The organism is Leptothrix mechoopdaensis (SeqCode) (assembly GCF_053893855.1).
Genome location: NZ_CM132699.1, coordinates 1,152,175 through 1,164,778 on the forward strand (window position 1 = coordinate 1,152,175; position 12,604 = coordinate 1,164,778).

Annotated in this window: 10 protein-coding genes; 5 read left to right on the forward strand and 5 right to left on the reverse strand. The window is 67.9% G+C overall.

Features of this window, described 5'->3' with window-relative positions; translation table 11 throughout:
- Positions 1-2: 2 nt before the first annotated feature.
- The 4 genes from ACWA7K_RS05225 to ACWA7K_RS05240 form a co-directional block, all read right to left on the reverse strand.
- Positions 3-359: a c-type cytochrome gene (locus tag ACWA7K_RS05225; protein ID WP_456166331.1), complete on the reverse strand. Its 357-nt coding sequence runs from the start codon at positions 357-359 to the stop codon at positions 3-5.
- Positions 360-362: 3 nt separating this feature from the next.
- The gene (locus ACWA7K_RS05230; RefSeq protein WP_456166333.1) at positions 363-2,039 is read right to left on the reverse strand and encodes an outer membrane protein assembly factor BamB family protein; all 1,677 of its coding nucleotides are present in this window, start codon (positions 2,037-2,039) and stop codon (positions 363-365) included.
- 141 nt (positions 2,040-2,180) lie between these two features.
- On the reverse strand, positions 2,181-3,278 hold the full coding sequence (locus ACWA7K_RS05235) for an LLM class flavin-dependent oxidoreductase (RefSeq protein ID WP_130483901.1): 1,098 nt from the start codon (positions 3,276-3,278) through the stop codon (positions 2,181-2,183).
- Between the two features lie 71 nt (positions 3,279-3,349).
- Positions 3,350-3,907, reverse strand: a complete 558-nt coding sequence (locus ACWA7K_RS05240; protein WP_456166335.1) for a flavin reductase family protein — start codon at positions 3,905-3,907, stop codon at positions 3,350-3,352.
- 325 nt (positions 3,908-4,232) lie between these two features.
- Between ACWA7K_RS05240 and ACWA7K_RS05245 the strand changes: the two genes are divergently transcribed.
- The 3 genes from ACWA7K_RS05245 to ACWA7K_RS05255 all read left to right on the forward strand — a co-directional run bounded on the left by ACWA7K_RS05245 (position 4,233) and on the right by ACWA7K_RS05255 (position 9,127).
- Positions 4,233-6,230 (forward strand): sigma-54-dependent Fis family transcriptional regulator, encoded by a 1,998-nt coding sequence (locus ACWA7K_RS05245; protein ID WP_456166337.1) that lies wholly within the window; start codon positions 4,233-4,235, stop codon positions 6,228-6,230.
- 228 nt (positions 6,231-6,458) lie between these two features.
- Positions 6,459-7,691, forward strand: a complete 1,233-nt coding sequence (locus ACWA7K_RS05250; RefSeq protein ID WP_456166339.1) for a bifunctional 3,4-dihydroxy-2-butanone-4-phosphate synthase/GTP cyclohydrolase II — start codon at positions 6,459-6,461, stop codon at positions 7,689-7,691.
- Positions 7,688-9,127: an NAD-dependent succinate-semialdehyde dehydrogenase gene (locus ACWA7K_RS05255; RefSeq protein ID WP_456166341.1), complete on the forward strand. Its 1,440-nt coding sequence runs from the start codon at positions 7,688-7,690 to the stop codon at positions 9,125-9,127. The genes ACWA7K_RS05250 and ACWA7K_RS05255 overlap by 4 nt, the downstream gene beginning before the upstream one ends.
- A gap of 1 nt (position 9,128) precedes the next feature.
- On the opposite strand, the gene ACWA7K_RS05260 is transcribed toward ACWA7K_RS05255, so the two are convergent.
- Positions 9,129-10,055: a LysR family transcriptional regulator gene (locus tag ACWA7K_RS05260; RefSeq protein WP_456166343.1), complete on the reverse strand. Its 927-nt coding sequence runs from the start codon at positions 10,053-10,055 to the stop codon at positions 9,129-9,131.
- Positions 10,056-10,168: 113 nt separating this feature from the next.
- Here ACWA7K_RS05260 and ACWA7K_RS05265 point away from each other — a divergent pair, with 113 nt between their 5' ends.
- Complete coding sequence (locus ACWA7K_RS05265; RefSeq protein ID WP_456166345.1) at positions 10,169-11,329, forward strand: acyl-CoA dehydrogenase family protein; 1,161 nt, start codon at positions 10,169-10,171, stop codon at positions 11,327-11,329.
- Positions 11,330-11,375: 46 nt separating this feature from the next.
- Positions 11,376-12,596: a CaiB/BaiF CoA transferase family protein gene (locus ACWA7K_RS05270; protein WP_456168687.1), complete on the forward strand. Its 1,221-nt coding sequence runs from the start codon at positions 11,376-11,378 to the stop codon at positions 12,594-12,596.
- Positions 12,597-12,604: the final 8 nt, after the last annotated feature.

Below are 12,604 nucleotides of genomic sequence, written 5' to 3' on the forward strand. Positions count from 1 at the left end.
CGTCAAGGTGGCGGCTGTTTCGACAGGTGCTGCAGGTAGGCCACCAGTTCCCAGACCTGTTCAGGCGAGAAGGTGCTGCCCCACGGCGGCATGATGTCGATGCCTCTGCGGCCTTCGGTGATGGTCCGAAAGGCGTCTTCCGGGGCGAAGCGGGTGTTGCCCTTGAAGGCCGGTGCGCGTCCACCGACGCCTTCGGACCCGTGGCAGTACGCGGCGCAGGCGGCGCCGAAACGTCGCTTGCCGGCATCGATGCGGGCCTGTTCTTCCAGGTCGAACGGTGGCGCGGCGTGGGCCGCCGCGCCCCATGCAACCAGGATCGGTGCCAGGCCGAAGGCCTGGAGCATGGATCGCTGGCCCATCGATCAGTCCACCGTGAAGACCATCAGCGCCGAGCCGCCGGGCAGGTCGCGGATCTGCGGGAAGGCGCCCGTCAGGAAGCCCGGCGCGTGCGAGCCCAGTCCGGTCGGGATGGCGATGTACTGCTTGCCGTTGACGGCATAGCTGATCGGGCCGCCTCGCGCGCCAGAGCCCGCGTTGAAGCGCCACAGCTCCTTGCCGTTGTCGGCGTCGAAGGCGTAGAGCACGCCGCGCATGTCGCCGGTGACCACCAGACCGCCGCCGGTGGCCAGCACCGAGCTGAGCGGCGGCATCTCGAAGCGGACCTTCCAGGCCTGCTTGCCGCTGATCGGGTCGAAGGCACCCAGCCAGCCATCGGCCTTCTTGCCGGGCGGATCGGTCAGCTTGATGTCGCTCAGTCCCAGGGCCAGCGAACTGATGCCCATGACCGGATCCTGCTTCGCACTGGTCACGTGGTTGCAGACCTCCATGCCTTGCGAGTACCAGAGCCTGGTGGCGGGGTTGTACGCGCCGTGGTTCCAGCTGCGGGCACCCAGCAGGTTGGGGCAGTGCAGCTTGGTCTTGTTGGTCTCGGGGAAGTTCGGCTCGATCGGCAGACCGGTCTTCGGATCCACACCCTTGGCCCAGTTCATGTTCTCGGTGTACTGCCAGGCGTTCACCATCGAACCGTTGTCCTTGTCCATCACGTAGACAAAGCCGTTCTTGTTGAGGTGGACGAGGGCCGTCTTGCCATTGGGCTGCGGCACCAGCAGCGATTCATAGGCCGAGTCGAAGTCCCAGGTGTCGTTGGGCACTTCCTGGCGATGCCACTTCACCTTGCCGGTCTTCGACTCCAGCGCCAGCACGGTGGCGGTGTAGAGGTTGTCGCCCATGCGGTCGTCGCGGTTGAAGTCGGGCGACGCGTTGCTGGTGCCGATGTAGATGGTGTCGGTCGACGGGTCGTAGGTGCCGGGCAGCCAGGCCGAGCCACCCCCGCGCTTGCGGCTGTCGCCGGGCCAGCTCTTGGGGTCGTCGCGCGGGATCTCGAAGGTCCAGGTGCGCTCACCGGTGTCGGCATGGACCGCGTAGATCTTGCCGACGATCGGCTGGTCACCGCCGGTGGTGCCGCCGAACAGGATGTTGCCGGCGAGCTGCGGCGGCGACGAGAACAGCGCGCCACCTTCGGCGCGCATGTTGGTCAGCTGCGTGCTCCACAGCTCCTTGCCGGTTTTCTGGTCCAGGGCGATGAAGCGCCCGTCCAGCGAGCCGATGTAGACCTTGCCGCGACCGACGGTGACGCCACGGCTGGCCGAGCCGTAGAACACCTCCCGCACGATCGGGTCGAGCTTGGGCGTGTAGCGCCACAGCACCTCGCCGGTGGCGGCATTCAGTGCGAAGACGTTGTTGTCGGCCGCGATCGAATACATCACGCCATCGATCACGATGGGCGTGGCCTGCAGACCATGCGTGACCGCACCGGGCTGGTGGACCCAGGCCACGTGCATGCGCTTGACGTTGCCCTTGTTGATCTGATCCAGCGGACTGAAGCGCCAGGCGTTGTGGCTGCGGTGGTACTGCGGCCAGTTGGTCGGGTCGTCGTAGCCGGGGCCACTGGCGGCCAGTGCCAGCGTGCAGGCCGCGCCAGCGGCGAGGCCGACGAGGGTCGAAAGAATGCGGGTGCTCCGCGCATGCTTGAAGTTCATGAGGCTTGTCTCCTGTGGCGAGCCGGTGTTCGAGGGGCGTGCGCAGGCACGCTCGCGACACGGGCCGCGTTCGTGGGTCTTCTAGGTTCGCAGGGTCTGGACGGGCTGGTCGTCCCATCGGGGACGCCAGCCGGATCCGCTTCAGCGGCCGAGTGCCGCGCGGATCTTGGGCATGACCTCGCGGGCCAGCAGCGTCATCGACTCCCACTCGCGGGCGCGGTTGGCGCCGGAGCCGTCCATCGACGCCATCAGCAGCGCGCCGAACGGGCCGGTGCGCTCGCGGAAGGCCAGCAGCTTTTCGGTGACGGTCTTGGGCGAGCCGTAGACCACCATGCTGTCGATCAGCTGCTCGATCGTGACTTCCGAGTCGGGTTGCTTCGGGTCGGCCTTCATGACGGCCGTGTAGTTCACCGCCAGCAGCACCTTCCAGAGGTATTCGAAGTAGTAGTAGTTGCTGCCTGCCGGGTCCATGACACGGTCACGCGCCTCGGAGTCGCTGCGCGCCAGCACGATGTTGCGTGCCACGCGCCAGTCGTCGCCATTGGGCTTGCGGCCGCCCAGCTCGCAGCCTTCGAGGTACTTCTTCCAATGGCTGGCGATGACGTACTCGGGGCAGAAGTTCGCGCTCATCGGGCTCCAGCCGCGCTGGCCGGCTGTCTTCACGCTGTCCGAGAACGGTGACATGGCCGTCATCATGATCGGCGGGTGCGGAAGCTGGAAGGGCTTGGGGATGTAGCCGACGCCGAGTTCGGGCATGACGGTCTGCGACAGCTGGATGTTCCAGTGCTTGCCCTCGATGTGGTAGGGCGGGTCCTGTCGCCACAGTTTCAGGATGGTGTCGATCGACTCCATCATCCGCTCGCTGCGGTAGGCGTTGTCGAGGACCTGGAACAGCTCCATGTCGCTGGCCAGGCCGCCCGGGCCGATGCCGAACATCAGACGGCCACGGCTCATGTGGTCGAACTGGGCGACCTCGGCGGCGACGACGGCCGGGTGGTGGTTGGGCAGCGCGATCACGCCGGTGCCGAACTTCACGTGCTTGGTGCGGCTCAGCAGCGAGGCCATGAACATCAGCGGCGCGGCGATCGGCTCGGTGGTGCACGACATGTGCTCCCCGAACCAGACCTCGTCGAAGCCGAGTTCATCGGCGTGGATCACGCGGTCGGTGTTCTCTTCGTAGGTCTCCGCCGTCGGACGGGTGGGCGGGTGCAGGGGCATGCCGAACAGGCCGAGTTTCATGGTCAGTCTCCTCTTGGGGTTGGAAGCGCCGGCTGGCGCGGGGGAAGAAAGCGGGGCAGGAGGCGTGGCGGTCAGGCCTCTGCGGCAAGGCGGGCGCGTTGGCCGGCCAGCCAGACCAGCGGCTGCGGCGCGGAGGTGCCGGTGGCCGTCTCGGTCGGCGCACATCGCACGCGGACGACACGGCCGACGAAGAGGGTGTGGGTGCCGTAGTCCAGGGTCTGGTCGACTTCGCACTCGATCGCGGCGGGGGCGCCGTCCAGCCAGGGCAGGGGACCGTCGCCGGACGTCCAGGCATCACGCCAGTCGTCCGAGCGAAAACGCTGTTCGCGCAGCGCGGTCTGCGAGAAGGGCTTGAGCAACGGGTGCTGGTCGTCGGCCAGCAGGTTGATGCAGTAGCGGCGCGAGCGCTGCAGCACCGGATGGAGGCCGGCATCACGGTTGACCGCCACCAGCATCGACGGCGGGTCCATCGACACCGGGATCACCGCCGAGGCCGCCATGCCGTGCGGCTGGCCGTCCGGGTCGCGGCTGGTGACGATGGCCACCGAACTCGCCAGCCGGCGCATCGCTTCCTTCAGGTCCGCGGACAGGTTCTGTTGCCCTTCGTCCACGCCGTGGCTCGTGCTCATCTCGTCGGTCTCCTGTTGGGCGTCTCACGCCTTAGCAGGAGTCACTGCCAGAGCCGTGCCAGGACCGCAACACGAGAGAAATCAAGCACTTGTCATGTGCGACGCTGTCGCATGACCGGGCCGTTGCGACAGTCGACTGTCGCAAGCCGGCCGGCACGCGACAGTCGCGGGCGACACAGCGACAACGGTCGGGACAAAGGGTGGGACGAAGGTCGGGTGTGGTGCCGGGTTGTCACCATAGGCAAAACGCTGAATGCACCCCTAAATTCAGATGCCTACCGTGGGAGAGCCGACAGTGGCCAACAACAGTCACGCGCATCTCGTCATGGCCGCACTGGAAGGCCGGCGGCCGGTCCAGATGCCCGATCTCGAGCCCGGCGTGCTGGCCTCTTGGATGCGCAGCGTCACCGAACATGGCCTGGAGCCGGACCGCATCGTCGAGCCGGACGTCCTGACCCATGCGGAGTTGCAGGAGCGTCGCGCGCCGATCGAGGAGATGAGCGCGTATTCGTCGCCCGAGATCGACCGCCTGTACCAGACCCTGAGCGATCACGCCCAGGTGGTCATGCTGTCCGACGCACAGGGCGTGGTGATGCATTTCCGCAGTGCCGCCACGGTCGTCGACACCTGCTCGAACCTGCGCGTGTTGCCAGGCTCGGTGTGGAACGAGGAGAAGCAGGGCACGACCGGTGTCGGGCTTTGCCTGCGCGAGCAGAAGCCGCTGTCGGTGGTGATGTCAGAACACTTCGCGACCAAGCTGGCCGGCCTGAGCTGCACCGTGGCGCCGATCTTCGGCGCGGAAGGCCGGCTGGCCGGGGTCCTCAACGTGACCGCGATGCGCAGCACCGACCACACGCTGCAGGCCGTCGTGCGGCAGATGGTCGCCAGCTCGGCGCGCCGGATCGAGAACGTGTTCTTCGACCGGCGTCACGCCCGTGCCCGCATCCTGCGGCTGTCCCGCCACGACGACTTCAGCGACACGGCGGCGGAGGCGCGCCTGGCCGTCGACGAGAGTGGCCGCATCATCGATGCGACACCCAATGCCGCTCGGCTGCTTCGCAGCGTCTCGATCAACGGGCGTGCCCATGAATTGCCCGAGCAGCTCATCGGCCGCAAGTTCAGTGCGATCGTCGATGCCGGCCATGTCGAGCGCCTGCTGCAGGACCCGTTGGCGACGCTGGAGGGCGTCAACGGTCGCATTCACCTGCGTGTGACCGAGCCGCCCAGGCGTGCGCCCGTGAAGGTCCAGGACATCGATGTGGCCCCTCGTGCGGCCCGCTTGGCGCCGCAGTCGGCGGCCCCCAAGGTATCGAGCTCGAAGGCCGCGACGGCGCCAACGCTGGAGGAGATCGTCGGCCACGACGAGGCCATGCTGGAGCGCCTGCGCATCGCCCAGCGCCTGCATGCGCGGGGCCTGCCGCTGCTGCTGCAAGGCGAGAGCGGCAGTGGCAAGACACAGCTCGCGCGGGCGCTGCACGAGGATGGACCGCATCGCGCCGGAGGTTTCGTCTCGATCAACTGCGCGGCGATCCCGCAGGAGTTGATCGAGAGCGAGCTGTTCGGCCATCGACCCGGCGCCTTCACCGGTGCGGCGCGGCAGGGCTCGCCAGGACGGCTGATGGGCGCCCACGGCGGCACGCTCTTCCTCGACGAGATCGGCGACATGCCGCTGGGCCTGCAGGGCCGCTTGCTGCAGGTGCTGTCCGAAGGCGAGTTCGTGCCGGTCGGCGCGACCGAGCCGGTGCAGGTCCGCTTCGCGCTGATCTCGGCGACGCTGCGCGACCTCAAGGCACTGGTACAGGAAGGCCGCTTTCGCGAAGACCTCTACTACCGCTTGAGCGGCGCCACGCTGGCCCTGCCACCGCTGCGGGAACGCACCGACCTCGACCAGCTGGTCGAACGCGCCTTTGCTCGGGCGGCAACAGAGGCTGGTGTCGACGACTGCCCGCTGGGCGCGGCTGCCATGGATGTGCTGCGCCGTCACCGCTGGCCCGGCAACATTCGCGAGTTGCAGCACGTCGCGAAGTTCAGCGTGGCCATCAACGATGACGGCGTCATTGGCCTGTCGTCCCTGCCGGCCTCCCTGCGCGAACAGGTCGAATGCGTCGGGCCAGCCGAGCCGCTGGTTGCACGCAGGGGCGGCCTGGCCTCGCCGCCGGCTCTGAAGCGTCAGGTGTCCGATGCCGAATCGCTGCTCGCGTTGATGGAGCGGACCGGCTGGAACGTCTCTGCCGCCGCTGCCCAGCTCGGTATCTCCCGGGCGACCCTGCACCGTCGGCTCAACGAGTTCGACGTGCATCGCCCGCGCCGCCAGCCTCACTGACGCGCGACAGCGACCCGACTGGACTGTCGCAGGCGCTCGTCGCCTGCGACACCTGCCTGTCGCAGCCGCTGTGCGCACAGGCGCCGGTCCGCGATGCGACGGGTGCAAGTCCTTGATTCTTCAAGCGTGGCGACCTGCTCCCTGGCTCCAAGACCGATTGGCACGGACTTGGCTATCTCCTGATCCATCCACGGCCCTGCAGGGCCGGATCAACCCAGGAGACAGGTGATGGCCTTGCATCGGATCGAAGACGCTCTGGCGGCGCTCGCGCGCGGCGAGATGGTGGTGGTGGTGGATGACGAGGACCGCGAGAACGAGGGCGACCTCATCCTGGCGGCCGAACACGCGACGCCGGAGTCCATCGCCTTCATGGTTCGCCACACCAGCGGCATGTTGTGCATCGGCCTGCCGGGCGAACGGCTCGACCAGGTGGACCTGCCGCTCATGGTCGAGCGCAACACGGACTCGATGCGCACGGCCTACACGGTCACCGTCGACTACCGGCATGGCACGACCACCGGGATCTCGGCGGCCGATCGGGCGCTGACCTTCCGCGCACTGGTCGACCCGGACGTGGTCCCGTCCGACTTCAACAGGCCCGGCCACGTCTTCCCGCTGCGCGCCGTGCCCGGTGGCGTGCTGCACCGGCCCGGCCACACCGAAGCCTCGGTCGACCTGACCCGGCTGGCCGGCCTGCGCCCCGGTGGCGTGCTGGCCGAAGTGGTCAACGACGATGGCACGATGGCCCGGCGACCCCAGCTGGAAGTCTTTGCGCGCGAGCATGGACTGGTGATGGTCTCCATCGCCGACCTGGTGGCTTACCGCCGTGCGCGCATCGAGGTCCGGCGCGAGTCCGAGGCCCGCCTTCCGACCCGCCACGGCATGTTCACCGCGTGCGTCTACCGCGCCCAGGGGGGTGAACACGAACATCTGGCGATGGTCATGGGTGACCTGTCGGGGGCCGAGAACGTCCTGGTCCGCGTGCATTCGGAGTGCCTCACCGGCGACACCTTCGGCTCGCTGCGCTGCGACTGCCGGCAGCAACTCGAGGCCTCGCTCGCCGCCGTCGGCCGGGCCGGGCGCGGGGTGGTGCTTTATCTGCGCGGCCACGAAGGGCGTGGCATCGGCCTGACCCACAAGCTGCGCGCCTATGCGCTGCAGGATGCCGGGCTCGATACCGTCGAGGCCAACCTGGAGCTGGGCCTGTCGGTCGATGCACGCGACTACAGCGTGGGCGCGCGCATCCTGCAGGACCTGGGCATCACCAGCCTGCGCCTGCTGACCAACAACCCGGCCAAGTACCAGGGGATCGCCGACTTCGGCCTGGACATCCGCGAACGCGTGCCGCTTCACACGCCGCCGACGGCCGAGAACGAGGCCTACCTGCGGACCAAGCAGCAGCGCATGGGTCACACCCTGGGCCTGCCGGCCCAGGACCTGTCGAGCGAGATCGTGTCGTGAGCACGCACGACGTCCAGCATTTCATCGGAGGCGTCTGGCGCGACGGCGCTGCGGGCCGCACCTTGCCGGTGATCGATCCATCCGATGGCCAGATGATCGGCCAGGTCGCGCGCGCCGAACGCTCGGATCTCGACGACGCCGTCGCGGCGGCGAAGACCGGTTTCGACGGCTGGCGCGGCATGACCGCGATCGAGCGGGCCCGCATCATGCGCAAGGCCGCGACGCTGCTGCGCGAACGTGCCGACGCCGTCGCGGCCCTGATGACCCGCGAGCAGGGCAAGCCGCTGGCCGAGTCCCGTGCCGAAACGATGGCGGCCGCCGAGATCATCGACTGGTTCGCCGACGAGGGGATGCGCGTCTATGGCCGTCTGGTGCCGTCGCGCCATGACCTCGCGATCCGGCAGATGGTCGTCAAGGACCCGGTTGGTCCGGTTGCGGCCTTCACGCCGTGGAACTTCCCGATCAATCAGGTCGTGCGGAAAGTGGCTGCGGGCCTGGCGTCAGGGTGCTCGATGCTGGTCAAGGGCCCCGAGGAGACCCCGGCCAGCCCGGCTGCACTGATCCGCGCCTTTGCCGACGCCGGCCTGCCGCCGGGCGTGCTGGGCCTCGTCTACGGCGATCCGGCCGAGATCTCCAGCTTCCTGATCGCCCATCCGGTGATTCGCAAGATCACCTTCACCGGGTCGACGGCCGTGGGCAAGCAGCTCGCCGCGATGGCCGGCCAGCACATGAAGCGCGCAACGATGGAGCTGGGTGGCCATGCGCCCGTGATCGTCTGCGACGACGCCGACCTCGAACTGGCCGTGAAGATCTCGGTGGCGAGCAAGTTCCGCAATGCCGGCCAAGTCTGCATCTCGCCGACCCGCTTCCTGGTCCATCGCCGCGTTATCGATGCTTTCGCCGCCGAGTTCGCCCGTCAGACCGAAGCCCTGAAGGTCGGCAACGGCCTGCACGACCGCACGCAGATGGGCCCGCTGGCCAACGCCCGCCGCGTCACCGCCATGCAGGACCTGACCCGCGATGCCGTGTCGCGCGGAGCCCGCTTGTTGACCGGTGGCGAACGCATCGGGCAGGCCGGCAACTTCTGGCGCCCGACCGTGCTGGCCGACGTGCCGCTGTCGGCTCGTGCGCTCAACGAGGAGCCCTTCGGTCCGATGGCGCTGATCCGCCCCTTCGACACGCTGGACGATGCCATCGCCGAGGCCAATCGCCTGCCCTACGGTCTGGCCGGCTATGCCTTCACGCAGGGCCTGCGCAACGCCGACCGGCTGACGCGACAGGTCGAGGTCGGCATGTTGTGGATCAACATGGGCGCCCTGGCCTCGGCCGAGATGCCCTTCGGTGGCATCAAGGAATCCGGCCACGGGACCGAGGGCGGCAGCGAGGCACTGGAGGCCTATCTCAACACGCGATCCGTGGCGGTCATGAACGCCTGAATCAGCGCGTGGCCGATGGATCCCGTGAGAAGGAGGTCGCCCAAGAGCGGGCCCTGGCCACGATGAAGTCGATCAGCGTGCGTGTGGCCAGCGTCTGGTAGCGACCGGGCATGCGCAGCAGGTGCAGGCGCGAGCCGAAGACGCTCAGGCGCCAGTCGTCCAGGGCGGTCACGAGCCGGCCTTCGACCACATCCTGCGCGACCACGTAGTCCGGCACCAGACCGAGGCCCAGGCCGGCCAGCACGGCCTCGCGCAGGAACTGGAAGTTCTCGGAGGCCAGCGTCGGATGCAGCGTGCGTTCGTGGCGCTCGTCGTCCTGGTAGCCCGTGACCTTCAGCTCGCGGCCGGACACGGCCGAGGTGATCAGCGGCAGCCGTGCCAGGTCGTCCAGCGTCTGCGGCAAGCCTTGCGCGTCGATGAAGGCGGGCGTGGCGCAGAGCACATAGCGCACCCGGGCCAGCTCGATCGCGATCAGGTTGGGCGGCGGTTCGGACATGACCCGCACGGCCAGGTCGACCTCGTCTCGCAGCAGGTCGCCGACCTGGTTGTCGAACAGCAGCTCGAGCGCGATGTCCGGGTACTGGCGCTTGAACTCGATCAGCCACGGCGACATCACCAGGTGGCCGAAGCCCGTGGGCATGCTCAGCCGCACCGAGCCGTGCAACGCCTTGCCGAACATCGCCACCGATTCGCGCGCGGCCTTCCATTCGTTGCGGATCGCGCTGCCGTGTTCGTAGACGCGCTGGCCGACCTCGGTCAGCTCCATGCGCCGGGTCGTGCGCCGAAGCAGTTGCTGGCCGACCGACTTCTCGAGCTGGGTCAGGTGGTAGCTGACGTTGGCGCGGCTCATCTTCAGGTTGCGCGCAGCGAGGCTGAGGTTGCCGGCTTCCACGATGTCCACGAAGAGCGCCAGGGCGTTGAGGTCCATCGCGGGTCCGGATCCTTTGATTCGTCGAAGGCGTTTGACAGTGTGTTCACTGGCATTGTGATTGTCAAACACGACCGCCGAACCAACAATCGTTTCTGTCACCTGGAGAGCCCATGTCCCTCGATCAAGAAACCTTCCTGCTGCTCAAGGACGCCGTGCAGCGCTTTGTCCGCGAACGCCTGGTCCCCGCCGAGAACCACGTCGAGGAGCACGACGAGGTGCCCGCCGACATCGTGTCGGACATGAAGGACCTGGGCCTGTTCGGCATCTCGATCCCCGAGGCCTTCGGCGGCATCGGCCTGTCGATGGCGCAGGAATGTGAAGTCGCCTACGAGCTGGGACAGACCGCCCTGGCTTTCCGTTCGGTGGTCGGTACCAACATCGGCATCGGCTCGCAGGGCATCCTGATGGACGGCACGCCCGAGCAGAAGGCGCACTGGCTGCCGCAGATTGCCAGCGGCGAACTGATCGTGTCGTTCGCGCTGACCGAGCCGGATGCGGGCTCGGATGCGGCCTCGCTCAAGACCCGTGGTGAACGCGACGGTGATCACTACGTCCTGCACGGCAGCAAGCGCTACATCACCAACGCGACCCGTGCGGGCGCCTTCACCCTGATGGCCCGCACCGACGGGCCTGGCGCCGGCGGCATCACCGCCTTCATCGTGCCGGCCGACTCACCCGGGCTCTCGCTGGGCAAGCCTGACAAGAAGATGGGCCAGCGAGGCACCAAGACCTGCGACGTCAACCTCGACGGTGTGCGCGTCCCGGCCGCGAACATCATCGGCGGCGTGCCGGGCCGTGGCTTCAAGACGGCGATGAAGGTGCTGGACCGGGGCCGCCTGCACGTATCGGCACTGGCTTGCGGCATGGCTCAGCGCATCCTGCAGGAAAGCATCGCCTACGCTCAGCAGCGCCGCCAGTTCGGTCAGCGCATCGGCGATTTCCAGCTGGTCCAGGCGATGCTCGCCGACAGCCAGTCCGAACTGTTGGCGGGCTGGTCGATGGTGCAGGCCACGGCCCGCCGCTATGACGAGCGAGCCGCCGGCCGTGACGATCCGGACGTCGGCATGCACGCGTCCTGCACCAAGCTGTTCACCACCGAGATGGTCGGCCGCGTCGCCGATCGTGGCGTGCAGATCCACGGCGGCGCGGGCTACATCAACGAATACAAGGTCGAGCGCTTTTACCGCGACGTGCGCCTGCTGCGCCTGTACGAGGGCACCACGCAGATCCAGCAGCTCATCATCGGCAAGCACCTGATGCGCCAAGGCTGAGGGGGGCTTCATGACCACGAACGCCACCGCTTCCGTCGCCGGAACCATCGGCGCCTTGACCGGCCTGCGTGTACTCGACCTGACACGTGTGCTCGCCGGCCCCTGGTGCACCCAGACGCTGGCCGACCTGGGAGCCGACGTCATCAAGATCGAACGTCCCGGCGCCGGTGATGACACCCGCCACTGGGGGCCGCCCTATGCCCGTGATGCGAACGGCGAGGAGACCCGCGAGGCGGCCTACTTCCTGGCCGTCAACCGCAACAAGCGCTCGGTCACGCTGGACATCGCCAGCCCCGAGGGCCAGGCCCTGGTGCGGCAACTGGTGCCGCAATGTGACGTGCTGGTCGAGAACTACAAGGTTGGCGACATGGCCCGTTACGGGCTGGACCCTGACAGCCTGCGCGCGCTGAACCCGGGTTTGGTGTATTGCTCGATCACGGGCTTTGGCCAGACAGGGCCCTATGCGCCGCGGGCCGGCTATGACTTCATCATCCAGGGCATGGCCGGCTTCATGAGCGTGACCGGCGAACGTGACGACCTCCCCGGCGGCGGTCCGCAGAAGGCCGGGGTGGCGATCGCCGACCTGGCCACCGGAGCCCACGCGGTCATCGCCATCCTGGCCGCATTGCGGCACCGCGACCGCACCGGCGAAGGCCAGCACATCGACCTGAGCCTGCTGGACGTGCAGGTCTCGCTGATGGCCAACATGGCCAGCAACTACCTGGCGACCGATCGGGCGCCCAAGCGCTGGGGCAACGCACACCCCAACATCGTTCCCTATCAGGTCTTCCAGGTGTCTGACGGCTGGGTCATCGTGGCTTGCGGCAATGACCACCAGTTCGGCAAGCTGGTGGAAGCGGGCGGCCGGCGCGAGCTGGCCTTTGATGCGCGCTTCTCGACCAACCCTGCCCGGGTGCGCCATCGCAACGAGTTGATTGCCGAGCTCGAGTCGATGATGCGCCAGCGCAGCCGCAGCGACTGGATCGCCACGCTGGAGGCCATCGGCGTGCCCTGCGGCCCGATCAACGACCTGGCCGATGTCTTCGCCGACCCGCAGGTCATCGCCCGCCAGATGCGGCTCGACCTGCCACATCCGACTGCCGGACAGGTGAGCGTGCCGGCCAGCGCGCTCAAGCTTTCGGCCACGCCGGTGAGCTACCGCAGCGCTCCACCGCTGCTGGGCCAGCACACCGAGGAGGTGCTGAAGGAACTGGCCGGACAGTCCGACGCCGATCTGGCGGCGCTCAAGGCCCGGTCGATCATCTGACCCGAGAG

Bases quoted from the DNA above. Each gene is read 5' to 3' on its own strand.
- ACWA7K_RS05250 (WP_456166339.1), top strand. From the start codon at position 6,459: ATGGCCTTGCATCGGATCGAAGACGCTCTGGCGGCGCTCGCGCGCGGC.
- ACWA7K_RS05265 (WP_456166345.1), top strand. From the start codon at position 10,169: ATGTCCCTCGATCAAGAAACCTTCCTGCTGCTCAAGGACGCCGTGCAG.
- ACWA7K_RS05230 (WP_456166333.1), bottom strand. From the start codon at position 2,039: ATGAACTTCAAGCATGCGCGGAGCACCCGCATTCTTTCGACCCTCGTC.
- ACWA7K_RS05260 (WP_456166343.1), bottom strand. From the start codon at position 10,055: ATGGACCTCAACGCCCTGGCGCTCTTCGTGGACATCGTGGAAGCCGGC.
- ACWA7K_RS05225 (WP_456166331.1), bottom strand. From the start codon at position 359: ATGGGCCAGCGATCCATGCTCCAGGCCTTCGGCCTGGCACCGATCCTG.
- ACWA7K_RS05245 (WP_456166337.1), top strand. From the start codon at position 4,233: ATGGCCGCACTGGAAGGCCGGCGGCCGGTCCAGATGCCCGATCTCGAG.
- ACWA7K_RS05235 (WP_130483901.1), bottom strand. From the start codon at position 3,278: ATGAAACTCGGCCTGTTCGGCATGCCCCTGCACCCGCCCACCCGTCCG.
- ACWA7K_RS05240 (WP_456166335.1), bottom strand. From the start codon at position 3,907: ATGAGCACGAGCCACGGCGTGGACGAAGGGCAACAGAACCTGTCCGCG.